Here is a 26795-nt window from a genome sequence, read left to right on the forward strand (position 1 = left end):
AGTATTAACATGATAGACGAGGAAGGGATAATTTATACTCTATAATCTACTGTGCTTTTTTACGATACGCATATGTTGGAATGGAAGACCATTTTGGCGTATTATGCTTCAGTTTAGCAACCACCACGGTCATATCATCTTCAATTAAACCGGACCTTGTTCGAATGACTTCTTCCATAATTAAATCTGCAATTTCTTGTGGATCATCGGTTTGTAGCTCTCCAATTTTACGCTTCATCCACATCTCGTAATTCTCAACATGTCTTGGGCCTTCAAACACCCCATCACTCATCATAATGAGCAAGTCCTGTGCTTTCATTTGTTCACTCACAACGTCTACTTCAAACTCTTCAATAATCCCCATTGGTAAATTACTTGCTTGTACCTTGATTACTTTATCACCACGCTTAATAAAGCTGGGTGTCGAGCCAATTTTCAAGAAGTTTACGTTTGCATCTTGTAAATCAATCATTGCCAAGTCAAGCGTCGAAAAGATTTCATCACTCGTTCGCAACGACAGAATAGAATTAATAGATTTTATTGCAATTGTCTCTTCAATCCCGGTTTGTAGGATTTGTTTCAGTAATTGTAGTGTTTCACTACTCTCATAGTGAGCTCTTTCACCGTTCCCCATACCATCACTGATCGCTAATGCATATTTACCAGCATTTAATTCAATCATTGAATAGCTATCTCCTGACACAAATCCTCCTCCTTTTGCAGCGTGAGTAACCCCTGTATCTACTACATACGCTTTGGTGGAACCAAAGGAAACGTGACAATAACCTTGTGGATATTTTGCACACTCTTCATTTTTTACCACGATACTTTCACCAAGTATATCCGTAAGCATTGGGGCAATAATTTTTTCACACTCACCTCTGCCGTGACAGTAAGGAACCCACATTTCTACATCTACATTACCAGGCTCTAAACTATAAATTTCAATTTGGTTAATTTCCATGCCAAAGCTTCTCAATGCTTCGACAATCTGTTCTTCTTGAACATTTAAGTTTTCTCTTTCTCTTTTTATTTCTTGAGCGAAATTATTCATGACTTGCGAAACTCCATGCAACTGCTCAGCTACAATCCGACGACTTTCATGAATCTGAGATTTCAACTGCTGATTGGCTTTAAAATACGTCAGCTCATGCTCAATAACATCGATTACTTTTTTGGACTTCACACAATGCTTGTCCATCTCTCTGACTAGCTTGGGATTTTGTTCTAATGAATTATTATCAATTTCTAGCATAATTTCTTTCAGATATTCATAGGTTGTATCAAACTGTTGAGCCCAACACTGCTCTTTCTTGAAACAGAATTGACACGTTCTCTCCGTTACGCTACTTAGAAAATAATCTATTTCTTTTTCTTCATTTCGCTTTTCTTCATAAAATCCATTTTGAGTAAAACTATCAGATAAAGCCTGAAATACGTTGGAGAATTGTTCTACTCGATTTGCCGTTACATCTCTTACTTTTCGAATATACTGCTGTTGCTCCATCATATTTTCAGATGTACCTGGAACGAGCTTACTTAAGTTTTTCAAAAGAAATGTTGGTGTTAATAGAAATAAAGCGACAGCGATAAGCGACTCATATAAATTGGTTGAAAGTGCCTGTTCAGCTTGTGAATAGAGCCCAATTAAAAGAGATCCCACAATCAATCCTAGAGATGCACCCATTTTTTTGCCGTCTTTTAGTAATCCTCCTAACAAACCTGAAAAAGCTAGTAAGCTCATTTCATATAAACTCGTTACGTTAGCAAAGCTTAAGATTAATCCCGTGACTACACCAACAGTAGCTCCAATTGTCGGACCTGATACAAAAGCAAAGATTAATACTAAATAACGTGATAGTACGTGTTCTGCCGATAAACCGTACATGACCCAACCAATGGTTCCTGTCATGACCGATGCTAAAAGAATAATAAGAGAAATAACTTCTTCTGTTTTAAGAGATTGCTTTCGCTTTCGATACGAAATAAGAGGTACACTCTGTAGAAAAATCATTGTTAGAATAAAGCTCAAGCCCGCTTCTACAGCTATAAATGCAAAGTCATACATTGTGACTCCTTGTGAAAACAAGTAGAAAATTCCTAATTTCGTTAGAAACATAGAAATAAACACAGTAAACGGTAACTTTTTAAGAGGATCTATGGTTATAAAACCACTAAAGCGATGAAGAAGTAAAAATACGAATAGAGAACAGAAGACAACCCCACCGTTTTGTAAGGATAGACTAAATGCTCCAGCCAAGATGGCCAGGCCTGCAAGAGCTGCCTTATCTTTCTTAATAGCAAGTACAGCCGCAAAAAATGGTAATGCAAACGGCATAATTTCCATTAAAATTAAAGCTCGTCCTAATAAAAATCCTACTGCTAATAAAATTAATCCCCATTGGAACAATACCTTTTCTGTTTTCAGACTCGTTTTCGTAAAAATGCGTGCCATTTCTAATCTAGTACGATTAAAAACAGCTTCAGTTGCTGGACCGGCAAAGTTCCGCTCAGTTTTTTGCATTTTTCCACCACCCGCTAATTATACTTATAAGCTATTATAGCGAGAAAGGGATTAATATTTTGTCAAATCGACTCTCTCTCGTACAAGAATCGTTCGACGACTTTCTAGTTAGAGACCGAAAACCATACAAAAATATGTATAATATTACATTGCAACTTAAAATATTTTAGAAGTTATGCTCTAAACTAGTATTTTCTTGCACTAATTTATTTAAATTTATGAAGTTTATTATTTATATTTTTTGGTTTGCCATTATTTTAAAAAATGTTATTGACAACCAATGAGGATTTTTATATTATTATACATGTCTTTTATAAAGAATTTATGGCGGTGTAGCTCAGCTGGCTAGAGCGTACGGTTCATACCCGTGAGGTCGGGGGTTCGATCCCCTCCGCCGCTACTTATTATAAAGGCCCGTTGGTCAAGTGGTTAAGACACCGCCCTTTCACGGCGGTAACACGGGTTCGAATCCCGTACGGGTCATCCAAAAACATGTACAATGATGTACATGTTTTTTTATATGCAAAAAAAGCACCTTCACTGAAGGTGCTTTTTAGAACTCGCTATCTATAACGTGATAAGCAGCAAGTTAGCCGCGTTTCGCGCCGCGTCCGCCACGTTTTGATTCTGTATGGCGTTTTAGGGAAGATAAACGTTCTTCACTATCTTTTAAGAAACGATTCATTTTTTGCTCAAACGTTTCTTTTGAACGGAAGTCATTACCACCACCGCGATTATTACGCTGTGGGCGATGTGAGTCACGAGGTCTGTCAAAGCGTGGTGCACGCGCTGGTCGCTCTGGACGTTCTGGGCGTTCTGCACGCTCTACAGCTTTCTTAATTGAAAGACCAATCTTGCCATCTTTCTCTACGTTAATAACTTTTACTTCAACTTCATCGCCGACTTTTAAATGGTCGTTAATGTCTTTTACATAGTTATCAGCCACTTCACTAATATGAACTAAGCCTGTTGTTCCCCCTGGAAGCTCCACAAAAGCTCCAAAGTTTGTAATACCTGTTACCTTTCCCTGTAACTTGCTGCCTACTTCAATTGACATAAAAAAAATGCTCCTCCTTAAAATGATAAAAGAAATCAATTTACTCTATTATACAAAAAGCGAAAATATGCTGTCAACGCACCGTGGATTTAGTCTTTTTTGATGTTAAAGATAATCTCACCGTCTTCTGATAAGAAGTAATCTCTTCTCGCAATTTTTTTAATATACTCATCATCATTTAATTTAACAATTTCAGATTCAAGTTGCTTTTCCTTGCTTTCAAGCTTTGTTAACTGTTGTTCTAACTTTTCTTTTTCAGCTTTTTTATTTTCGATAGCTGATGCTTGAGTAATCAACGTTGTAACAATACCTATACCAATAAGTAGAGCCAAAACACCAAAGAAAGTTAGACGTCTAATTAAGCCAATGCGCTTTCGATCTGTTTGTTTTTTAAAATTTTGTTGCTGTTGGCTATATTCTGTATTTAACTTTGTTACATTTTTCTTGCGTTCAGCACTCATTAACCTAGTCGTCCTCCTTATTTTTAAAAGTGTTTAACCATGATACAGCTCTCATTATGGTATTCTTTACACGTTGAAAAATTCCTTCTAAATACGTAAAACACCTCTGTAGAAATCGTCTTACAGATTTAGGCATGATTCTCCAAGAAATTAAGAATACCCATCTTATTGGTACAAAAATTACCTTTAGTATAAATGAAACAAGGCCGTATCCAAAGCGATAACATAATAAGCCCAAGGCATTTATACACCTTAACAGCATTCGAGCAGGCTTGACCAATATAATAGTAAGAATCGTTAGTAAAGCTCGATAAACGGCTAACACACTTGAAACAATAAATTTTAAAACTTTTAAATAAATGGATTGAATTAAGCTCTGATAAGCTGCGAATCCGCATAATAAAGCAAGAAATGCATAAAATCTTAGCTCACCTTCATTAACTAAAAACAACACATAAAAGATGAGTAGTGCTTGAACTACCCAAAACAGTAAGTCGCTAATAAAGACGAACCACCTTACTGTTTGAGCCCGATTTACAAAGTAGCGATATGTATCCAATGATGCTCCAACACATCCACCCATCGAAATCATCGCAAGCATAGTATAGAATTGTATATTAAGGCTCATCGAAACAACTTACTAAAGAATCCTTTAGCTTTCTCCGACTGGTTCTCATCTAAGTAAACTATATCAAAGATTTTTCCTTTTATCGATACAATTCCTTTTTCAACATCTAAATTTTTCATTTGAAGGTTTTGACCACGTACAGATAAAAACCCCATCACAGTTTCAAGCAAAAATTCCTCATTGTCAAAACTCTCTACTTGCTTGACTCCGGTAATATCTAAGAGGCGTCTCCCCTTCATTACTAAATCATGATTTGGAGTTTGATCTTTATTTGCACTGCCCATTTCGTAAAATTGACTCATCTTCATCCCCACCTCATTATTAAGCTCTTCATTACGTTTGGTTTAAACATATGAAGTGAGAATGAAGTTTAGAACAAGCTCACAGATGTCCTAACTGTTTTATGAGTTTGATACTTTTTCTTCTCTTACTAAAGAGTATAAGTTAGCAGCTTCTTCTTTCTTAGCGTTTTCTTGAAGGGCTTCTATCTTTACTGTCACAATCTTTGTCCCAAATTGAATAGCTAACTCATCACCTACTTTTACGTTTGAGCTTGCCTTTGCAACAATTCCGTTAATGGAAATTCTTCCTTTGTCTGAAATCTCTTTTGCTAACGTACGACGTTTAATTAGACGAGATACCTTTAAAAACTTATCTAATCTCATAGTTCCCTCACCTTTCTTTATTACAAACCTATTTTTTTTGCTTCATTCCAAAATTGGTCTAACTCTTCTAATGTAAAGTTTGCAAATGACTGACCAGATTTCTTTACCTGCTCTTCAATATAGCGAAAACGCGCACCAAATTTCTCATTCGTTTTAGCTAATGCGGTTTCCGGATCAATTTTGTAGTAGCGAGATACGTTTACTAACGCAAATAAAAGATCGCCAAACTCATTGCTCATCTCTTCCAGATTCTCCGCCTGCACTTCTTCTTCAAATTCCTGAAGCTCTTCTTTTACTTTATCCCACATCGGCTCAATCGTTTCCCAATCAAACCCGACTTTAGCAGCTGCCTTTTGATATTTATATGCTCTCATCAAGCTAGGCATGGTAGACGGTACATCATCTAATAATGAAGAAGGTTCTTCCCCTTTTTCTTGCTTTTTAATTTCATCCCAGTTTTGAAGAACCTCTTCCTCATTATCGGCTTTTACGTTGCTAAACACGTGTGGATGACGCCTAACCATTTTTTCTGCTACGGTAGAAATGACGTCCTCAATGGTAAACATTCCTTCATCTTCACCAATTTGAGCATGTAGCATTACTTGTAGCAGAACATCTCCTAGCTCTTCAACAATATGGTCGTCATCTTGTTGATCGATAGCATCTAGTAGCTCATAAGCTTCTTCAATTAAATAACGCTTTAACGATTCATGCGTTTGCTTTTTATCCCATGGGCACCCATTTGGCCCTCTCAGTATCGCAATAATACGGCGAAATTCTTCAAATTGGTGATATAACAATGCAGAGTCTTTTACAGGTGGAACATAAACCGTTGTTAGATTATTGAGCTCCATTCCATGATCAAGCTCATACAGTTTGACTTTTTTAATATGCTCATCCGAGCTACCTGCCGCTGTTACAATGTATACTTCATATTCATCTGGCAGCTGCTCCATTAGTGTAAGCTTTACATCAGAAGCTACAAACTGGTCATACACCTGCCCTATTAAAATATGCTGTTGCAACCTTAGCTCATCACGATGTAGTGCAGTGCCATCTAAAAGCTGAAAGCCCTCAATTGGGTCAATTTTCAATGACGTAAAAATAGGATCTAGAAAGCTTTGTCCACCTTTCACATCAATTTCAATACCTTCTTCGTTTTGCAGTAACAGCTGAACTGTTCTTTCAGCAACTAGAGGATGACCTGGAACAGCGTAAAGAACATTGCCATTCTTAGCTTGTTCTAACAGTTGCTTTGTAATACTTTCGTATACATCATCGAATGAATCAAATGATTCATAGACACCATCAAAAGATTGATAAGAAAAACCTTCTTCTTCTAATGCTCTCACAGCTGGGTGCTCTTTCGTTCTTAAAAACACGCTCTGATTTTGTTTTAATAAACGATAAATTCCTACTGGAAGCTGGTCAAGATCTCCTGCACCTAAACCAACAATGGTTATTTTATTAGTCATGGAATCCTCCTTCATGTTCTAGTTAAACTATAAGATGTATTTTATGAGCCACTTTCCTAGGGGAACGTCTCTTAATTCGTTTTTGGTAAAAATGCTGCTTTTGATAATTAAAGCTAAATAAAAAAGGCCACCAAACATAACACCTGATAGTGCAATACCCACATTTAATCCTCTACTGACTGAATGTGCATCTAGTATACCATTCATTGTCCACAAATACCCTCTTAATACCATTACCATTAAGAGACCGACTGCTATAATTTTTACCGCATGACGAATGAGCTTGTTTTTTGGGCCAAGTACTTTATACAAAAATATGCTGTTCATAACGGTAATAACTAAGAAGCTAATAGCAGACGAAATCGCGGCCCCTTCTGTGTACATAATAGGAACAAGCCACAAATTAAGCAGGGTTTTGATAACCACACCGATACAAATGGCGTATGCAGGTGCTTTCATTCGACCAATCCCTTGCAGTACAGCGGCTATAGTAGCAGATATCGTTGTAAAAATAACGAGCATACTTAACATTTTAAGGACTTGCGAACCTTCAATGTTCCCGTATAACATGTGGTTAATTGGTTCCATTAAGCCCGCTAGTCCACAAGATGCACCGACACCAACAACCAACGAAAGCTTGATTGAAACGTTAACCTTACTTTTTACAAATGCCCAATCATTTTGAGCGATAGCTGAAGATATAACCGGAACAAGTGAAAGTGAGAATGCTGTTCCAACAACCGTTCCAAGCTGAATTAAAGGCACGCCTCGGTCATAAATACCTTTCATTCCCTTAGCTTTTTCAGCGTCAATTCCGCTTGTCAGAAGAGAAGGATATAAGGTAAAGGAATCAATCAGTTGAATTAATAGCAACCCCATCCCACTAATACAGATGATTATGCCTTGAACGGCTACCTTTTTTAAAATAGGAACTGCCCCTGTAAACGTTTGTTTCGAGAAACTCCATGTAGTAACTACACGACTTCGAAATAAAAAGAAAATGAGTACCATTAATGAAAAAGTAATACCTACAACTGAACCAAATATTGCGCCTGCGCCTACTATATAAGGACTGTAGTTATTTTTAACGAGCAGAAAAGATAACAGTAAAATTGTTGCTACGCGAAGCGTTTGTTCTGATACTTGAGACACAGCTGTTGGGAGCATTTCATTTAACCCCTGATAGTATCCTCGAATGCTTGCGACAAATGGAACAAATAAAAATGAAAATGAAATAATTTGAACTAATAGCGTTAACTCTTTATCTCCCATTAAGGTCGCAATATTCTCTGCAAACCCATACTGAATACCGAACAGCATGAGGCTTAACATGCTCAAAAACACAAAACTGACTTGAATAACCTGGATAGCTTGTTTTTTTTCATTATTCGCCACATGTTCTGAGACCAGTTTTGAAATAATGACGGGAAATCCATACGTGCTAATTTGTAAGATAATCCCGTATAAAGGATATACTTGTTGATAAATATAAAACCCAACATCACCTGCAATATGATGATATGGAATTCGGTAACTAGCGCTTAATATCTTTGTAAAAAGACCAGCTAAGGTTAAGATAACAGCGCCATTTAGTAACATTAAAACATTTGATTTCTTCTGCATCATGACACCTTTCGTATTATACCAATTCTTTATGATGACCTTGCAATATCAACCTCTAAAGGCATATGCAGTTAACCTGGTATTGTAAGACTTTTATATTATAGCACGTTCTCATTGCGTGCTCTTTATGTGTTTTACAGAAAAAACCACATAGAAAAAAGACAGCAGTTCTGCTGTCTTTTCATAGATAAATTAAAATAACATTGATTAGATCTGTCGCTTATTGCTCCATTTGACGAGATAAGAAACCTGCAGCAGTTTCAGCAGCTTTATGCTCTACTTCACCAAGGGATTTCTCTTTTGAGAAGAGAATTACCGCTCCAATCGGGTCTCCATTCGCAATAATTGGACCAATTGTATAAGATGAAATTTCTTCTTCATGCCCATCAACAAACTCTAAGCTTTTGCCTTCTTTCACTAAAGTTGAGCTTCTACTTTCCATTGTAGATTCAACTAGAGAACTAATGTTTTTATTTAAATACTCTTTTTTTGAAATACCTGCAATAGCAATAAATGTATCGCGATCACAAATTAATACGGGATGACCTAGGCTATCGTAAAGAGCCTCACCATATTCTTTAGCAAAATCACTTAACTCGCTGATTGGTGAATACTTTTTCAAAATGACTTCTCCATCACGATCAACAAAAATCTCTAATGGATCGCCTTCACGAATACGGAGCGTTCTTCGAATTTCTTTTGGAATTACGACACGCCCTAAATCATCAATACGACGAACAATACCTGTTGCTTTCATTGATTAAAGCCTCTCTTTCATCTGATGATTAAAAATAGTAGGTGAATGAGTGAAATAATTCATTAATCATTCACCGGTGTTGAGGTTAGTATGCGTTACTATGCAACTTCTATTCACCAACCATCTCTTTTTTGTTAAAAAGTTCCCTTTTTCTCAAAAAACAAAACCATTTGTTTAAAAGCGACAAATGGTTTTGTTTTTTAATTTGGAACTTGTTCCTTCTTAACTTTTGCTAAATCACGCGTTAAATGGTGAACAATTTTCAGCCATTCTTTTTGTGCAAGTTCTTTTGTATTAATAACAACCTTCACTTTTTTACCTTCCATACCTAGGCTGACCATTCTGCCAAACTCATTACCTAACATAAATAATTTTTGACCGTCTACAGTAGAGCTAGCTTCTTCAGATAATAAAATCGTAACGTCTTGCTTTGATTGAGTAATGGATTCCACTAGGTTCGTATTGGCATATACTTTTATTTCAGCTACCGTAAATAAATGCATCACTTCAACTGGATATTCACCAAAACGATCAATCATCTCATCTTGTAAGTCTTGAATATCATCAAATGTTTCAATAGCACGGAAACGCTTGTACATTTCAATTTTTAAACGCCCGTCTGTAATGTATTGATCCGGTATATATGCGTCTAGGTCTAGATTAATTTCAACCTGTATTTTCTTTTTCTGCTCATCTGTGCCGCGTCGTTCTTCAATGGCGTCTTTAAGCATTTGAGAATATAAATCAAAACCAACTGAGTCAATAAATCCATGTTGTTGTGCACCTAGAAGGTTTCCAGCCCCACGAATAGATAAGTCGCGCATCGCAATCTTAAACCCTGAACCAAGCTCGGTAAACTCTTTAATTGCTTGTAGCCTTTTCTCAGCGACTTCTGTCAATACTTTATCTTTGTGGTATGTGAAATATGCATACGCAACGCGGTTAGAACGACCTACACGCCCTCTGAGCTGATACAGCTGCGATAATCCCATTTTATCTGCATAATTAACAATAAGCGTATTAACATTTGGAATGTCAACACCTGTTTCAATAATTGTCGTACTAACTAACACATCATATTCGCCTTCTAAGAAGCTTAAAATAACAGCTTCTAATTCCGTTTCATTCATCTTACCATGAGCATACGTTACGCGAGCATCGGGTACTAACATCGAAATCTCTTCAGCTTTCCTCTCAATATCTTCAACCCTATTATATAAAAAGTATACCTGGCCATCTCGCGCTAGTTCACGCTCAATTGCTTCACGTACTAATACAGGATTGTACTCTACTACATACGTTTGAACTGGAAAACGATTTTCAGGCGGCGTTTCGATTACTGATAAATCCCTTACACCTAGCATTGACATGTGCAGTGTACGTGGAATTGGCGTAGCAGTCAGCGTTAGCACGTCTACATTTGCTTTCATTTGCTTAATTTTCTCTTTATGGGTTACACCAAAACGTTGCTCTTCATCAATAATTAGTAGTCCTAAGTCTTTATATATCACATCTTTTGATAATAAACGATGGGTTCCAATTACGACGTCAACCGTACCGTCCTTTAAACCTTTAATTGTTTCTTGCTGTTGCTTTCGAGTTCTAAAGCGACTTAAGAGCCCAATATTAATCGGATAGTCTTGAAACCTTTCTCGAATCGTTTCAAAGTGCTGTTGAGCTAAAATCGTTGTTGGCACGAGTATTGCGACTTGCTTACCATCTGTGACCGCTTTAAAAGCAGAACGAATAGCGACTTCCGTCTTCCCATACCCAACGTCACCGCATAGTAAGCGATCCATTGGACGCTCTTTTTCCATATCCTTTTTGATTTCTTGGATAGAGCGCAGTTGATCTTCAGTTTCTTGGTACGGGAATGAAAGTTCAAATTCACGCTGTAGGTCTCCATCTGGAGAAAAAGCGTATCCTTTGCTGGCTTCACGCTCTGCATACAGTTTAATTAAATCGTCAGCAATATCTTGGACAGAAGATTCTACTTTACGCTTCACTTTCTTCCAATCATTACCGCCTAGTTTGTATACTTTTGGCTCTTTGCCTTCGGAGCCAACGTATTTTTGCACTTGGTCGATTTGTTCAACAGGAACATATAATTTATCAGAGCCTTCATATTTAATATGGATATAGTCTTTATGATTTCCATTTATCTCAAGAGTTTCCATACCTAAATAGCGACCAATTCCGTGATTCACGTGTACGACATAGTCGCCAACATTTAATTCAGAGTAACTCTTAATACGCTCTGCATTAGATAGTTTTTGGCGTCTCTTTGTCTTTTTTACACGCTTTTTAAATAGTTCCTCTTCTGTTAATACCGCTAGCTTTTGCATTGGAAGTTCAAACCCAGCCTGAAGATCCCCTTCAATGACTTGAACAATCCCTGGCATTAACTGGCCATCGCCGTCTAAAATAGCTGCTTCAATATCATAATCAGCTAATACACTCTCTAGTTTGGTAACTCTCTCACGATCTGCTCCAAGCATAACAATTGTGTAGTTTACTTTTTTCCATCGTTCAATTTCGCCTTTTAATAAATTCATCTGCCCATAGAACTGCTGCATTTGCTTATATGAAATAGTCACGATATTTTGTGGATTTGTATATGAAACATGTTTTAGAAATAACGATGTGTAAATTAGCTGATGTGGCGTTGATTGAATTAATCCTGCAAGCGGATGCGAAAGCTGTACATCTCGTACAACCTGACCTTGTCCCAGCAGCTCCGTTACCCATTCGCCTTCTTCACTATCAAGTTGTTCAGACGTCTCTTGGATACGAGTTGTCTCATCAAAAAAAACAACTCCACCTTCTGGAAGATAATCTAGCAAACTAGCGGGCTGTTTATAGAACAGAGACAAATACTTAAACATATTGTCTAATGTTTGTCCTTGTTTTAGCTGTTCAATTTCCCCTTGAATGTTTTCAATCAGCTTTTCCTTTATTGCTTTATCTTTTACTTTGGCTAAACTATCACTTAAACGCTTTTCAAGTTCCACTGTTCCATCTTTTAACTCATCCTCTGAGAAAATAAACTCTGTAGCAGGTCCAATACTAATTTTATTTAACTGCTTTTGAGAACGTTGATCTTCAAGCGTAAAAGTACGAATAGAATCAATTTCCGTATCAAAAAGCTCAATTCGAACAGGAAGTTCCTCTGTCAGTGGGTAAACATCAATAATTCCTCCACGTACGCTAAAATCTCCTGGAGCTGAAACCATTGACACTCGTTCATATCCCAACTGAATTAACTTTTGCAAATAGTGGTCAACATCAATATCATGACCATTTTGAAATATTAACTGAGTTTGTTCCCACCTAGCTTTAGGTGGAAGAATTTTTCTTACTCCTGATACAGTGGTTACAACAATACCAGATTGTTTATGGCTCCAATGGTTTAATGCTTCAATCCTTTGTGCTTTTAACTCTGGGCTAGCAATTCCTACTTCTGTTGCTACAAGATCATTAACTGGATAGAGAAACACATCTTTGTTCGGTAAAAGATGTACTAAATCTTCATACACCTTTTGAGCCTGAAATAAGTTATGAGTAACCACTAACAACGGATAACCTTCATTTTCATTCAGTAGCCCCATTAAAACTGAACGTGCTGAACCAGAAATTCCCGTTATTAATTGTTCTTTTAGACCTTCTTTTAAGCTATTAACAATTGTATTTATTTCACCATTTTCAACGAAACGTTGTATAATCCCTCTCAAGGAATTCCCTCCTCCCATGTTGCTATGTAAGTAAATAGAAAAACGCTTTGGTATATAACCAAAGCTTTTTATTGTATAAATGTTTCATACTGATGATAGTCTGGGTTTCGATCTAAAGCCTCCTGGCAATCTTCACAAATTGTTTTGACAATTAAATCGCCATTCGCTTGGTATTGAACTAGCTCTTGCCTTTCATCAGCTGTCAAATGATGAAAGCCTAGTTTTTCTGTGCTATATTCTTTCCCTTCTATCATACCGACTTTTGCATGACAATGTCTACAGAAATAATGAATAGACAGAATAAAGCCCTCCTAAATGTTTTATTGTTAGTATTAGCATTTAGAGAGAGCTTTATTCCTGTTAATTATATCGATTCATTACTTCTAAGAACGGTTTAGATAACCACTCTTCACTAGCTTTAACCGATTTCTCCATGGCTCCATTCATTTCAATCATCTCTTCAGATGTAAACCTTCCAAGTACATAGTCTACAACTTTCATGCCATTTTTAGGACGATCAATGCCAATGCGAACACGGTTGAATTCTTGTGTTTTTAAGTGCTGAATAATTGATTTAATTCCATTATGACCACCTGCACTGCCTTTTGTTCGCAAGCGTATTTTTCCACAAGGCAAATCCAAGTCATCATAAATAACAAGCAAATCTTCCACATCGATGTCATAATATTCCATCAGCGGACGAATGCTTTCTCCCGAGAGGTTCATATATGTTAATGGCTTTAATAAAAGAACTTTTTCTCCTCGCACCATTCCCATGCCATAAAGTCCATTAAATTTTGTACGATCCAACTTAATATCAAAGTAATCTGCAAGTTCGTCAATTGTCATAAAACCGATGTTATGACGTGTTTGATCATATTCTTTTCCAGGGTTACCCAATCCAACAATTAATTTCAACGAAATGCTCCTTTCTCTTTAAACACTCTACCCTTCTTATTATAATCAATTCATCATAAAAGGCGTAACCTTTTGGTTACGCCTTTGTATTATTCTTTGTCTTTTTGTTCTGTTGCTTCTACTTCTTGATTTTCTTCATCACCTTGTTGTTCTCCACTATCAGGTAATTCTTCTTGTTGTGGAGGTAGTACTGAAGCAACTGGCTCTTCAAGACTTTGTGTAATTTCAATTTTACCATCTACTTTTACATCTTGTAGGGTTAATACATCGTTAACCCCCAACTCAGTTACGTCTACATCAATTGATGATGGAATATCCTGCGGTAAACCTTGCACTGTTACTTCGTATAGGGACTGCTGTAACACGCCGCCTTCTTTTGTACCTTTAGCTTCCCCAACTAACGATAAAGTAACCGTAGACTCAATTTCTACAGACATATCAACAACTTGGAAATCCGCGTGTACAATTTCGTTTTTTAATGGATCAGTTTGAATTTCATGCAAGATAACTGAATGTTTGTTCTTGCCTACATGTAACGTTAATACGCCATTTCGACCTGCTTCGCGAATCGTTTTAATAAACTCAGCGCTATTTAAGTAAATTGACGTAGGTTCTACTTTATTACCATAAACAACTGCTGGAAAATTACCCTCTTCACGAATTTTTCTATTTACAGAGTTTTGAAAGCTCGTTCTTTCTTTTGCCTGAATTGAAATACTCATATTCTTCACCTTCCAGTATGTTTTCTATATTAAAATGTACCCTAATTAGAAAATGATTAAACTTCAAAATCAAATTAATTTGTATTAGTGCTATGATTACAATAAAAAAGAGTTTGGGACATAACAAAATGATTGCTTCTAAGAGACGAACAATAGCTGTTCCAATCTTTTTGGTTTGTCTGAACACGTTCGTTCCATTGCGCTACGGCCCCAACATTGTTTTCACAATCAACCAAAAAACCTGAACGATTAAAAGTGAGAAACTCTCAATCGTTCAGGTTTATCATTGGCTGAATTACTTATGTCCCAGCCTCTTTTCAACAAATTAATCGAATAGTGTGCTCACTGATTCCTCTTCATGAACACGAATGATTGCTTCAGCCATTAAAGGAGCAACTGAAAGCTCTGTTACTTTGTCAATTTTCTTTTCTTCTGTTAGTGCAATCGAGTTTGTAACTGCTAATTCTTTAATTTTAGAATTTTGGATGCGCTCAATTGCAGGTCCTGATAGGACTGGATGTGTACAACATGCATATACTTCTTTTGCACCTGACTCAATAAGTGCATTTGCTGCCAATGTAATGGTACCAGCTGTATCGATCATATCGTCAATTAAAATTGCCGTTTTGCCTTCTACTTGACCAACAATGTTCATTACTTCCGCAACGTTTGGACGTGGACGACGCTTATCAATAATAGCAATTGGTGCTTTTAAACGTTCTGCTAAACGACGTGCGCGTGTTACACCACCGTGGTCTGGAGACACGATGACAACGTCATCAAGGTTTTTACTCTTAAAGTATTCACCTAAGATTGGAACACCTACTAAATGATCAATTGGAATGTCAAAGAAACCTTGAATTTGTGGAGCATGCAGATCTAATGTGATGATACGAGTCGCACCAGCTTTTTCAATAAGGTTTGCTGTTAATTTAGCTGTGATTGGCTCACGAGCACGCGCTTTACGGTCTTGGCGAGCGTAACCGTAGTAGGGAATTACGATGTTAATTGTTTTAGCAGATGCACGTTTTAAAGCATCAATCATAATAAGTAACTCCATTAAATGTTCGTTAACAGGGGCACTTGTTGATTGAATAATAAATACATCGCAACCACGAATACTTTCTTCAATATTAATTTGAACTTCTCCGTCGCTAAAGCGATCTACAGAACACTTTCCTAATTCAACACCAATCACCTTAGCAATTTGTTCAGCTAAAGCCTTATTAGAATTTAACGTAAACAATTTCAAATTTTCATCAGCATATACATTTGGCATTTTGTTGTAAAACCTCCGTTAGGATTTTTTATTAATATCAAGCTTTTCAGCGTAGTTCTCTTTATTAACTTGTTTTGCACGAGCAATTGATAAAGCTTTACCCGGCACATCGTCTGTAACGGTAGATCCAGCGGCTACATAAGCGCCTTCTCCAATCGTTACTGGTGCAATTAAATTTGAATTGCAACCAACAAATGCACCATCTTGAATCTTAGTTAAGAATTTGTTTTTCCCATCGTAATTAACGGTAATTGATCCGCACCCCAAGTTTACATTCTGACCTACTTCTGCATCCCCAATATAACTTAAATGTGAAGCTTTACTTCCTTTACCAAATGATGCTTTCTTAATCTCGACAAAATTTCCTATTCTTACTTCATCATCAATCATAGATTGTGGACGAATATGCGCGAATGGTCCAATCGTTACGGATTGACCAATTTCACTATTATGAGCGACTGAATGGCGAATAGATGTATTATGTCCGATTTGGCAATCTTTGATTTCGCTGTTAGGTCCGATTTCACAGTTTTCACCGATGGATACAGCACCTTGAATTACTGTTCCTGGATAAATAACCGTATCGCGTCCAATGACTGTATCTGCTGAAATATATGTGTTAGATGGGTCAATGATTGTTACCCCATTTAACATATGTTTCTTATTAATACGTTTCTTCATTGTTTCTTCTGCTTGTGAAAGCGCAAAGCGATCATTTACACCTAATGTTTCAGCAAAGTCACTTGTTTGATAAGCTGAAATGATTTCCCCTTCATTTTTCAAAATCTCAATCACATCCGGCAAGTAATACTCACCTTGAACATTGTTATTTGATACTTTTGAAAGCGTCTCAAATAGCTTTTCATTATCAAAGCAATACGTACCTGTATTAATTTCTTTTACTGCTCTCTCTTGTTCAGTTGCATCCTTGTGCTCAACTATCTTTTCAACTGTGGCAGAGCTATTGCGAATAATTCGCCCATATCCAGTTGGATCTTGAGCATGAGCTGTTAAAATTGTTGCTTTTGCATTTGTCTCTTCGTGATGCTTGAGCAACGCTTCGATTGTTTCCGTTGTAATAAGTGGCGTATCACCACAAACAACAATTGTCGTACCCTTTTCATGTGCAAGTAAAGATTCTGCTTGCATGACTGCATGAGCTGTTCCTAATTGCTCTTCTTGCAAAGCAAATAAGCTTTTATCTCCAACATGTGATTTCACTTTTTCGGCACCATGGCCTACAACAGTAATTAATTTACTTAATGAAACATTTGACACTTGGTCGATTACATGTTGTACCATTGGTTTTCCACACACAGGGTGTAACACTTTATATAAAGATGACTTCATACGTGTACCCTGACCAGCTGCCAATATGACTGCATATCTTTTTGACATAACAGGCCTCCAATTTTACCTTTTTATCCATTAAGAATATTATATCAAAAATGACCTCATTTCAAGAAATCATTCGAAAGTCATTCATTTTATTTTAAAATTTTGTTAAATTTTTATAATGAAGAAAGTTTATGGATAGAAGAGACGGACAAAATAAAAAGCCTACTGTCAAGTAGGCTTTTAATCTATCATATGTTATGAAGCACCCGCTTCTTCAAATTCAATTTCTAGTTCACCTAATCGATGATACTCTGCTAAAACAGCATCTTGAATTTTTCCGCGAGTATTAGAATTAATTGGATGTGCAATATCGCGGAACTCACCATCAGGTGTACGTTTACTTGGCATTGCTACAAACAAGCCGTTATTACCATCAATCACTCGAATATCATGAACAACAAATTCACCATCTAATGTGATTGAAGCAATCGCTCTCATACGTCCTTCAGTGTTTACGCGGCGTAATCTAACGTCAGTTACTTCCATTTTGTTCACCACCTTTTCCTATGCGAAGCTTTACTACATAAATTCCACGGAATTTTTGTTTTTCCTGCTTCTACAGAAAAGTTTTTAGAAAATTTTCGCAAAAAAAGTGAACAATTGGAAATAATTTGGTTTTAGTTAGTTAATTTATCCTTTTACTAGCGCAACTACTTCAATTTCAACCAAAACATCTTTTGGTAACCTTGCTACTTCTACACATGAACGCGCAGGTTTATGATCACCAAAGTATTGTGCATATACTTCATTAAGGTCAGCAAAATTATCCATATCCTTAATAAATACAGTTGCTTTTACTACCGTATTCAGTGAAGCACCAGCTTCTTCTAAAACTGCTTTAAGGTTTTGAAATACTTGTTCAGTTTGTGTTTTAATATCCCCTTCAACTAGCGTTCCATCTGGACGTAAAGGAATTTGCCCTGAACTGTAAAATAAATTATTAACAACAATTCCCTGAGAATAAGGTCCAATAGCCTGTGGCGCTTGCTTTGTTTGAACTTGTAACATGATTACTTCCTCCCCCAACCTTAAATATATTTTAAATAGTTCCCTTCCTGTACGCTGATATGTTTCTCTTTTATGTTAACATCTTTCAGTTGTACAAGAGAGATGTATTCATCTACTAGACGCTCTTCAATGTCTTCTGATTCAACTAAAACTCCAATTCCCGCAACTGTTGCATCAAACTCTTCAAGCAAGCTAATCATCCCATTAACTGTTCCGCCTGCTTTCATAAAATCATCAATAATTAAAACGTTCGACCCTACAGCTAGGCTTCTCTTGGCTAACAGCATGGTTTGAATACGCTTTGAAGAACCGGATACGTAATTAATACTTACCGTTGAACCTTCAGTTACTTTACTATCTCTTCTTACTACCACAACCGGTACATCTAAGTATTGTGCTACTGCATAAGCAACTGGAATTCCTTTTGTTGCCACAGTCATAACTACATCGATTTTGCGATTAGCAAATAAAGATGCGTATAGACGACCAATCTTATTTACAACACGAGGGTCTCCTAAAATATCTGTGAGATATAAATATCCACCGGGTAATAGTCGCTCTGGTTTTTCAATCATCCCACATAACTCTTCAACAAGTTGACTTGCTTCTTCATTTGACATCTTTGGCATAAATTTCACGCCACCAGCTGCCCCTGGTAAAGTAACAAGCGTACCAATACCTTGTTGTTCAAAAGTTTGCTTTATAATCGCCATATCTTCACTTATAGATGATTTTGCAGAGTTATATTTATCTGCAAAATATGTCAGAGGAATAAGGCGCTGAGGGTTTTGAATGAAATAATTCGTCATATCAATTAAACGTCCACTACGTCGAAACTTCATAACTTCCTCCCTAAAATCCGAATATTTTATTACAAATATAACACTAATATACGTATTTATTCAAGCGTTATTCGTTCTCCAATAAGCCGGACAGCGTATACCTTATCACAGAAACCTCGTAAGCCGTTATAAATACGGTGCATACGAGAATCATGCTGTACAAGTCCAAAAACCGTTGGTCCGCTACCGCTCATGAGAACTGCATCTGCTCCAAATCGCTTCATTTGTTCTTTAATTAATAAAACTTCCGGATGCATCTTTAACGTTACTTCTTCTAATACATTCCCTACACATTTACACATTTCCCTATAATTTCCTGCTTCAATTGCTTCAATCATCCCTTCTACATTAGGATGACTCACATTTTGCACCTTTAAATTGCGATATACATCTGCTGTTGATACACCTATTTCTGGATTTGCTAAAATCACCCAGCAGTTTGGAGGTGCTTCAATATGTTCAATTACTTCTCCTCTTCCTGTTGCAAGGGCTGTGCCACCATACACACAAAACGATACGTCAGACCCAATTTCTGCTCCAAGCTCTGCAAGCATATCTAGAGACAAACCTAAGTCCCACAATTGGTTCAGCCCTCTAAGGGTAGCTGCTGCATCACTGCTTCCTCCTGCTAAACCAGCCGCTACAGGGATTTGCTTATCAATTAAGATATTGACACCCTTGTCCACTTTGCAACGCTTTTTAAGCAGCTGTGCAGCTTGATATGCTAAATTCCGCTGATCATCAGGAACAAAACGATTATGTGAATAAATAACGATTCGACCATCTTCACGCTCCGAAAGCTCAATACGGTCTGCTAAATCAATTGTTGTCATGACCATCTTAACTTCATGATAACCATCCGTACGCTTATGTAATACATCAAGGGACAAGTTTATTTTAGCTGGTGCCTTAACCATTAACTTCATAAATCTTTCACCTACTTCATCTAATCAATTGTAAAGTTATTTTATCACAAAATGGGAAGGTTTATATATCTTTACATAAACAGTGTATAAAAGTATAAAAACCACTAAAAAGCCGAAGTGATTTCCACTTCGGATCCTCATTCCTTTATTCTAAAAAAGCAAGTAGAACATGTTTACTACCTAAGACTTAGCCAGCTATTCTTTCGCTATCTCTACGGCACGCTTTACCATGTTACCTGCATCCTTGGAATGAATAGCACCCCATCCATGGCTTTTTACAACATCATAAAAATCAAGTTCTTTAGCCAATTCCTCTTTACATTTCATTGACATAACGCCTCGACGTCTGCTCATTTAGTAAAGCCTCCTTTAAAACACCTCAAACCGTACTTATAGTATAAATCACCAAAGAGAGAGTATGTTTTGAAAAAAAGCCCAATAAAAAAAGCAGTAAACCAAAAACGTCCACTGCTCACCGCTACGTACTATATTACTTTTGGTTTAAAAAAACTTTAGCTCAACCGTTTCAGTTAACACGTCGGCATAGCTATAAGAAACTCGCTCTAAAGAGTTTTCTTCTTGATCTAGCTCCACAATAAAAACAGAAGGATACGTTTCAGTTAAGACTCCTGAACGCTCTACCGTTTTTCTTCGTCCACCGTTTGCTTTTAAAGTCAATCGTTGACCTAGGTGCAAATCCAGCGCTTGCTTAATATCAGATAAAGTTTTCGCCATATTGGTCCACCTCACTATACGTAGTGTAACACAAAAAGATAAAAAAGTCAAAAACATAAAATTATAACAATGTATGTCTAATGATGTCAACAAATAATTTTCTACATAAATCTACATTTCCTTTATATTTTGTGCAAACAAACTTACAATATGTATAAGTTTTACATTTATTTAAAATAATTCTTATAAAAGAAATGTATAGCACATAAATTCACCTATGATATAGATATAGATAAAAAAACTGCTATACAAAAGGTTAAAATCCTCTTTTGCATAACAGACTTATACTCATTATTCCGCTTCATAAGGCATACCTGTTCGTAAAAGTCCTCTGGTTTCTATTCCACCTAACCCCTTTGCACCTGTTAATGTATTACGCAATACATCCCACACGTTAATACGATCATTAAAAGGCGTAAAACTTAACTTTGCTACAACATATACAGGATCTAGAGCATGAATGTTCACTCTGGATGGTGAACTTGCAAAATTTGCACCTGCTTGTATTAGCTGTTCGAAGTGAGATTGACAAGCGCCGGCAAAAATCACAAGCTGATCTAGATTTGCAATTTTACGTCTTGCCTCGTATACCGTTTTTACATAGTATTTAGAGTGGCGATAGGCTAATAAATCTTTTTTATTACCTTTTGACTTTGAATAGGCATCATGTCCAGTTAATACTAAAATATCAGGCCTCACTTCTTCTAATAAGGCGCTTATTTTATTTGGCATTTCCGATTCTGTACAATGTACACCATATACAGGAACGCCTATCTTTTCATACACTGCTAAACATTTCTGTAAATAGTTAGGGTCTCCATCTACATGTAGCACCTTGCCTGGCATCTGAAAAAGGCGGTGTGAATGATTATACCCATTTGTCATACCATATTCGGCTTTTTCTCGAATGAGGTCGTAATCTTGACGTAACAGCTTTAGAGACCTCTCTAACAGTTGCTTTTCTTGTTCTTTTCGTCGCTGTTGCTCTTGAACATCTACAACTTCTAAATCGGTTAAAGGAGCATCAGCAATAAGGCGGATATCTTCTCCAATTAATGTTGCATATTGTTCCTCTCCTTCATTAACCGAGATTACGCGAAATAACAAATCGCGATCATAAGAAGGACGTGTTACAATATCACCAATTTTGATATTCATAAACTTCACTCCGTCTTTACTACTTAAAAGCTAAATATTCAACTCTCTTCATAGCCTATGAACACGAAGCAAAAAGGTGATTATTCTATGCGAACGATTTTCCTAGCTCATCGCTTAACTTACCAAACTCTTCAATTGATAATGTTTCTCCTCTTCTTTTTGGATCAACTGAAGCTTCTGAAAGAGCTTGTTCAATCGCAGCTTTATTTGCTTTTCCATTAGGTAAATTATTCACTAGATTATTTAAGATGGTTTTACGTCTTTGACCAAAACTTGCTCTGACAACTTTGAAGAAGAATGCTTCATTTTCAACCTTTACGGCTGGTTCATTACGTCGAATTAAGCGAATAACAGCTGAATCAACATTTGGTTGAGGGTTAAATACCGTTTTGGGGACGACCATAACTGTTTCAGCTTCCGTATAGTATTGAATAGCAATAGAAAGAGAACCATAATCTTTTGTCCCTGGCTTTGCTGCGATACGGTCAGCTACTTCTTTTTGTAGCATAACAACAATTCCTCGAACAGGAATCTGCTCCTCTAGCAACTTCATTAGAATTGGAGTTGTAACATAATAAGGTAAGTTTGCTACTACCATTAAGTCTTCAATACCTTCAAACTCTTGTGCTAAGGTCTCTTTCAAGTTGGCTTTAAGTACGTCTTGGTGAATGACTTTAGCGTGCGGATAAGGTGAAAGCGTGTCAGCTAAAATGGGTAACAGGCGTTGGTCGATTTCAAAAGCCAATACTTTTTTTGCGCGCTTTGCCAATTGCTCAGTTAGAGCCCCAATCCCAGGACCAATCTCAATAGCTCCTGTCTCATCTGTCAACTCAGCATGGTCAACAATACGATTTAAAATATTAGTATCAATTAAAAAGTTTTGTCCTAAGCTCTTTTTAAACGTAAATCCGTATTTCTTTAAAATTTCTTTCGTACGAGTTGGGGTTGCAATATCTTTTGTCACGATTTTTGTTCCTCCTGATTAATTTTCTGAACAGCTTTGATAAACTCATCTTTTGGAATTTGAAACATTTTTAGTCTTTTGTGTAGCTGTTTTCCGTTTGCATAACCAATTTTCAAAGATTTACCTATTCTCTCACGCCTACTTTTTGCTTCACTATCACCTATTAAGCGAGCAACAATTAAATCCTCTTGTGTAATTTGTTCATCGATTCCTTGCCATTCTTGTTTCACGTCTTGTAAAGCTTGTCTAATATCTTCAACAGACGCATGCTCAACGCCTATACCTTTTCCATTTTTACCTTTTGCTTGTTCTTTTGACAAAAATGCATGCTTACATCCCGGAACTTTTTCTGAAACAATATTACGAATACGCTGACCCGGATAATCAGGATCTGTAAAGATAATAACGCCTCTCGTTTGTTGTGCTAGCTTTATCTTTTCAATGGTTTCATCGTTTACGGCTGAACCGTTCGTCTCAATTGTATCAGCTTGTACTGCTCGACGAATTGTAACAGTGTCATCCCTACCTTCAACCACAATTATTTCTTTAATCTTCATTATGAACCTCCTCAAAAATGAAGTCTTTCTCTCTTCATTTTGCTTCTAACCTATCAGTATGAAATCAACTGAAAAAAGGCAGAGGATTGCAAGACCCTCTGCAAGTGTTATTCCATTTAATACTTTTTATTTTAACATTGTTTTAAACCAATAGATATGTTAAACATTTAGTCATTAATTCGGAATAATTTTAGCGCATTTTCAGTAGTATGCTTTGCTAATTCATCGTAGCTAATACCTTTTAATTCCGCAATCTGTTCTGCTACGTATGAGACATATGCTGGTTCATTTCTCTTTCCTCGATAAGGGTGAGGTGTCAAATATGGACAATCTGTTTCTATTAATAATTTATCAAGTGGAATTTCAGCTGCTACCTCTTTTGGCTTCTTCGCATTCTTAAACGTGACAGGTCCACCAAATGAGATGTACATATTCATATCCATACACTGTTTAGCAACTTCAATGCTCCCAGTAAAGCAGTGCATGATACCACCAACTTCTTCCACTGACTCTTCCTTTAAAATGGTTATGACGTCTTCTGTTGCATCACGATTATGAATAATGATTGGAAGATTTACTTTTCTCGCTAAACGAATTTGTCTACGAAATACTTCTTTTTGTATATCTTTAGGTGACTTGTCCCAATGATAATCTAATCCCATCTCTCCAATAGCCACCACTTTAGGATGTGCTGCTAGTTCTTCAATCCAAGTTAAATGTTCATCTTTCATATCAATAGCATCTACGGGATGCCAACCAACGCTAGCATACATAAAATCATACTTTCCAATAAGTTCCATCGCTCGATTAATGGTTGGTTCATCAAACCCAACCACGACCATCTTTTCTACATTGCGCTCTTTTGCTCTTTCAATAACATCCTCTAAATCATCATTAAATTGGTCTGCATTTAAATGTACATGTGTATCAAATAACATATTAGTGCTCCTTTCATTTACGAAATAAAAGAGGGCTTTCCCGTGTTCCACGTGAAACGCCCCCTTATCTTATTATTTTACTTTAGTTCCGTTGCTTAAAGATTGGTCAACCTCTGCAAGTGATAAGCCATTAGCATCCTCACCCGCTAAAATCATTCCTTGTGAAAGTTCTCCACGTAATTTTACTGGCTTTAAATTCACAATACAGATGACTTTACGGCCAATGAGTTCCTCTGGCTTATAAAATTTAGCAATGCCTGATACAACTTGACGTTTTTCATAGCCTAAGTCTAGCTGGATTTTCAATAGCTTATCTGCTTTCTTTACAGGCTCAGCATGAATAATTTCTGCTACGCGTAAATCAACCTTTAAGAAGTCATCTAAACTAATTTCTTCACTTTGTTCTGGCTGAACCTCTTCTTTTTTCTCTTCCTGTGCTGGCAATGAACTTAACATTTTTTCTTTAATAAATGTAATTTCTTCATCACGATCTAGACGTGGGAACATTGGTTCACCTTTTTCTACTTTCGTACCTTCACGAAGCATGTTAAACGTTTCAATACTTTCCCAACTCTTTAACACATCTTCTTTCACACCAATCTGTGAAAAGATTTTTTCTGGTGTTCTCGTTAAGAATGGTTGTAGGAGAACAGCTGTATGACGGATAGCTTCTGCTAAGTGTACCATTACTGAAGCTAATTCATTACGCTTCTCTTCATCCTTAGCCAGGGTCCAAGGCTTTGTTTCATCAATGTATTTATTTGTACGACTTACATACTGCCAAACCGCTGATAATGCCACTGAGAACTCCATATTTTCCATGGATTCTTCGTATTTTTTCACCATATCTTTTTGAGCTTGCACAAGCTGAGCATCAAACCCTGTTACATTCCCCTCATACATAGGAATGACACCATCAAAGTACTTATTAATCATTGCTACTGTACGGTTAACTAAATTACCAAGATCGTTTGCTAAATCAAAATTAATACGCTCTACAAATGCTTCAGGTGTGAACACTCCGTCCGAACCGAAAGGGACTTCTCTTAATAAATAATAGCGTAAAGCATCTAAGCCGTAGCGATCAATTAATGTTACTGGATCAACGACGTTCCCTTTTGACTTAGACATTTTACCATCTTTCATTAATAACCATCCGTGTGCAAAGACTTTCTTTGGAAGAGGTAAATCTAGTGCCATTAAAATAATTGGCCAATAAATTGTATGGAAACGAACAATTTCCTTTCCTACAAGATGAACGTTAGCAGGCCAGTACTTTTTGTATAATTCGTCATTTTCAGTGCCGTATCCTAATGCTGTAATATAGTTTGATAATGCATCAACCCATACATAAATAACGTGCTTAGGATTCCCTGGAACTTTAATACCCCAATCAAAGGTTGTGCGTGAAACAGCCAAGTCTTCTAATCCTGGCTTAATGAAATTATTAATCATCTCATTTTTACGAGATTCCGGTTGAATAAAGGTTGGATTTTCTTCATAAAAAGCTAATAAACGATCTGCATATTTACCCATTTTAAAGAAATAAGATTCTTCTCTTACTAATTCCACAGGGTGCCCACTGTCTGGACTTTTTCCTCCCACTACTTTTCCATCTTCAATAATTGGATCTACTAATTGAAGTTCCGTATAGTAAGTTTCGTCAGGAACTGAATACCAGCCTTCGTATTCATCTAGATAAATATCACCTTGCTCCAGTAAACGATTGAAGATTTTATCAACAACCTCTTTGTGTCTAGATTCTGTGGTGCGAATAAAGTCATCATAGGAGATGTCCATTTTCCCCCATAAGTCTTTAATCCCTGCTACAATATTATCTACATACTGCTGAGGAGTCACATTTTCTTCTTCTGCTTTGCGCTGAATTTTTTGCCCATGCTCATCCGTACCCGTTAAATAACGAACATCGAATCCTCTTAATCGCTTATAACGAGCCATTGCATCCCCTGCAACTGTTGTATACGCATGTCCTATATGTAATTTACCACTTGGATAATAAATTGGCGTGGTAATGTAAAACGTATTATTTCCCATCTGTATAACCTCCAAAATCCGTTTAAACACTTCCCAAATACAGTATTTTGTATTTCGAACAAAAATAAAATCAACTATTTATTCTATCTTCTATAATACTATTTTCTAGGACGTTTTGAAAACCATCTAGCTAAAGACATTAGAAATTTAAATAAATGCTGTTTACTTCTACCATTTTTGCCTCTTTTATAGATAAAATACCACTAGTGTTGCATAAATGTTGACGCAATTTTCAGTTTAATGTTTTTTCCTGTTTAGAGCCAAAAAAGTAAATACCTTATTAAAGGTGGCTCTATCCATTTGGGAATTATTTACAATTAGACTTGTGCGACGACGACAATTTATTTTTAAGGAACGGTTTTTCCTTTAATCTT

General features: G+C 36.6%; 27 protein-coding genes and 2 tRNA genes. 2 read left to right on the plus strand and 27 right to left on the minus strand.

The window, feature by feature from the left end:
• Positions 1-46 precede the first annotated feature (46 nt).
• The gene (gene spoIIE / locus AC1UFB_RS12365; RefSeq protein WP_100346495.1) at positions 47-2524 is read right to left on the minus strand and encodes a stage II sporulation protein E; all 2478 of its coding nucleotides are present in this window, start codon (positions 2522-2524) and stop codon (positions 47-49) included.
• A 326-nt stretch (positions 2525-2850) separates the two neighbouring features.
• Here spoIIE and AC1UFB_RS12370 point away from each other — a divergent pair.
• Positions 2851-2924: transfer RNA gene (locus AC1UFB_RS12370), tRNA-Met, on the plus strand.
• Between the two features lie 11 nt (positions 2925-2935).
• Positions 2936-3007, plus strand: a tRNA-Glu gene (locus AC1UFB_RS12375).
• Positions 3008-3113: 106 nt separating this feature from the next.
• On the opposite strand, the gene AC1UFB_RS12380 is transcribed toward AC1UFB_RS12375, so the two are convergent.
• The 26 genes from AC1UFB_RS12380 to metG form a co-directional block, all read right to left on the minus strand.
• Positions 3114-3581 carry a S1 domain-containing RNA-binding protein gene (locus AC1UFB_RS12380; RefSeq protein ID WP_100346496.1) on the minus strand — a complete coding sequence of 156 codons (468 nt, stop codon included), beginning with the start codon at positions 3579-3581 and terminating at the stop codon, positions 3114-3116.
• Between the two features lie 89 nt (positions 3582-3670).
• The gene (locus AC1UFB_RS12385; RefSeq protein ID WP_100346497.1) at positions 3671-4042 is read right to left on the minus strand and encodes an FtsB family cell division protein; all 372 of its coding nucleotides are present in this window, start codon (positions 4040-4042) and stop codon (positions 3671-3673) included.
• A gap of 4 nt (positions 4043-4046) precedes the next feature.
• Positions 4047-4670: a spore cortex biosynthesis protein YabQ gene (gene yabQ / locus AC1UFB_RS12390; protein WP_025909836.1), complete on the minus strand. Its 624-nt coding sequence runs from the start codon at positions 4668-4670 to the stop codon at positions 4047-4049.
• Positions 4667-4972, minus strand: coding sequence for a sporulation protein YabP (gene yabP, locus AC1UFB_RS12395; RefSeq protein ID WP_025909835.1), 306 nt, complete (start codon positions 4970-4972; stop codon positions 4667-4669). Before yabP ends, yabQ begins: the two co-directional genes overlap by 4 nt.
• A 99-nt stretch (positions 4973-5071) precedes the next feature.
• Positions 5072-5335: an RNA-binding S4 domain-containing protein gene (locus AC1UFB_RS12400; protein ID WP_025909834.1), complete on the minus strand. Its 264-nt coding sequence runs from the start codon at positions 5333-5335 to the stop codon at positions 5072-5074.
• Positions 5336-5355: 20 nt separating this feature from the next.
• Entirely contained in the window at positions 5356-6810 is a 1455-nt protein-coding gene (yabN, locus tag AC1UFB_RS12405) for a bifunctional methyltransferase/pyrophosphohydrolase YabN (protein ID WP_025909833.1), read from the minus strand.
• A gap of 27 nt (positions 6811-6837) precedes the next feature.
• Positions 6838-8433, minus strand: coding sequence for a putative polysaccharide biosynthesis protein (locus tag AC1UFB_RS12410; RefSeq protein ID WP_100346498.1), 1596 nt, complete (start codon positions 8431-8433; stop codon positions 6838-6840).
• A gap of 220 nt (positions 8434-8653) precedes the next feature.
• Positions 8654-9190 carry a stage V sporulation protein T gene (gene spoVT, locus AC1UFB_RS12415; protein ID WP_025909831.1) on the minus strand — a complete coding sequence of 179 codons (537 nt, stop codon included), beginning with the start codon at positions 9188-9190 and terminating at the stop codon, positions 8654-8656.
• A gap of 200 nt (positions 9191-9390) precedes the next feature.
• The gene (gene mfd, locus AC1UFB_RS12420; RefSeq protein WP_412760574.1) at positions 9391-12939 is read right to left on the minus strand and encodes a transcription-repair coupling factor; all 3549 of its coding nucleotides are present in this window, start codon (positions 12937-12939) and stop codon (positions 9391-9393) included.
• Positions 12940-12989: 50 nt separating this feature from the next.
• Complete coding sequence (fin, locus tag AC1UFB_RS12425; RefSeq protein WP_025909829.1) at positions 12990-13220, minus strand: anti-sigma-F factor Fin; 231 nt, start codon at positions 13218-13220, stop codon at positions 12990-12992.
• A gap of 61 nt (positions 13221-13281) precedes the next feature.
• Complete coding sequence (pth, locus tag AC1UFB_RS12430; RefSeq protein ID WP_025909828.1) at positions 13282-13839, minus strand: aminoacyl-tRNA hydrolase; 558 nt, start codon at positions 13837-13839, stop codon at positions 13282-13284.
• An 89-nt stretch (positions 13840-13928) separates the two neighbouring features.
• Complete coding sequence (locus tag AC1UFB_RS12435; protein WP_025909827.1) at positions 13929-14561, minus strand: 50S ribosomal protein L25/general stress protein Ctc; 633 nt, start codon at positions 14559-14561, stop codon at positions 13929-13931.
• 74 nt (positions 14562-14635) lie between these two features.
• The gene (locus tag AC1UFB_RS12440) at positions 14636-14797 is read right to left on the minus strand and encodes a hypothetical protein (RefSeq protein WP_482589358.1); all 162 of its coding nucleotides are present in this window, start codon (positions 14795-14797) and stop codon (positions 14636-14638) included.
• A gap of 89 nt (positions 14798-14886) precedes the next feature.
• Positions 14887-15840 (minus strand): ribose-phosphate diphosphokinase, encoded by a 954-nt coding sequence (locus AC1UFB_RS12445; protein ID WP_025909826.1) that lies wholly within the window; start codon positions 15838-15840, stop codon positions 14887-14889.
• An 18-nt stretch (positions 15841-15858) separates the two neighbouring features.
• A complete protein-coding gene (gene glmU, locus AC1UFB_RS12450; RefSeq protein WP_100346501.1) occupies positions 15859-17238 on the minus strand; it encodes a bifunctional UDP-N-acetylglucosamine diphosphorylase/glucosamine-1-phosphate N-acetyltransferase GlmU in 1380 nt (459 codons plus the stop codon).
• 195 nt (positions 17239-17433) lie between these two features.
• Entirely contained in the window at positions 17434-17724 is a 291-nt protein-coding gene (spoVG, locus tag AC1UFB_RS12455; protein ID WP_025909824.1) for a septation regulator SpoVG, read from the minus strand.
• Between the two features lie 144 nt (positions 17725-17868).
• Positions 17869-18246: a RidA family protein gene (locus tag AC1UFB_RS12460; RefSeq protein ID WP_025909823.1), complete on the minus strand. Its 378-nt coding sequence runs from the start codon at positions 18244-18246 to the stop codon at positions 17869-17871.
• Between the two features lie 20 nt (positions 18247-18266).
• Entirely contained in the window at positions 18267-19088 is an 822-nt protein-coding gene (purR, locus tag AC1UFB_RS12465; protein ID WP_025909822.1) for a pur operon repressor, read from the minus strand.
• 56 nt (positions 19089-19144) lie between these two features.
• Positions 19145-20014, minus strand: coding sequence for a 4-(cytidine 5'-diphospho)-2-C-methyl-D-erythritol kinase (ispE, locus tag AC1UFB_RS12470; RefSeq protein ID WP_100346502.1), 870 nt, complete (start codon positions 20012-20014; stop codon positions 19145-19147).
• Positions 20015-20209: 195 nt separating this feature from the next.
• Positions 20210-20368: a protein sspF gene (locus AC1UFB_RS12475; protein ID WP_100346503.1), complete on the minus strand. Its 159-nt coding sequence runs from the start codon at positions 20366-20368 to the stop codon at positions 20210-20212.
• Positions 20369-20515: 147 nt separating this feature from the next.
• Positions 20516-20749, minus strand: coding sequence for a biofilm formation stimulator Veg (gene veg / locus AC1UFB_RS12480; protein ID WP_025909819.1), 234 nt, complete (start codon positions 20747-20749; stop codon positions 20516-20518).
• Between the two features lie 291 nt (positions 20750-21040).
• Complete coding sequence (gene yabG / locus AC1UFB_RS12485) at positions 21041-21907, minus strand: sporulation peptidase YabG (protein WP_100346504.1); 867 nt, start codon at positions 21905-21907, stop codon at positions 21041-21043.
• Positions 21908-21992: 85 nt separating this feature from the next.
• Positions 21993-22871 (minus strand): 16S rRNA (adenine(1518)-N(6)/adenine(1519)-N(6))-dimethyltransferase RsmA, encoded by an 879-nt coding sequence (gene rsmA / locus AC1UFB_RS12490; protein WP_025909817.1) that lies wholly within the window; start codon positions 22869-22871, stop codon positions 21993-21995.
• Positions 22868-23428, minus strand: coding sequence for a ribonuclease M5 (rnmV, locus tag AC1UFB_RS12495; RefSeq protein ID WP_100346505.1), 561 nt, complete (start codon positions 23426-23428; stop codon positions 22868-22870). The genes rsmA and rnmV overlap by 4 nt, the downstream gene beginning before the upstream one ends.
• 167 nt (positions 23429-23595) lie before the next feature.
• Positions 23596-24366: a TatD family hydrolase gene (locus AC1UFB_RS12500; protein ID WP_100346506.1), complete on the minus strand. Its 771-nt coding sequence runs from the start codon at positions 24364-24366 to the stop codon at positions 23596-23598.
• A gap of 72 nt (positions 24367-24438) precedes the next feature.
• On the minus strand, positions 24439-26451 hold the full coding sequence (gene metG, locus AC1UFB_RS12505; RefSeq protein ID WP_326046289.1) for a methionine--tRNA ligase: 2013 nt from the start codon (positions 26449-26451) through the stop codon (positions 24439-24441).
• Positions 26452-26795 lie beyond the last annotated feature (344 nt).

The sequence above is a fragment of the Priestia sp. KCTC 13724 genome (assembly GCF_056820425.1).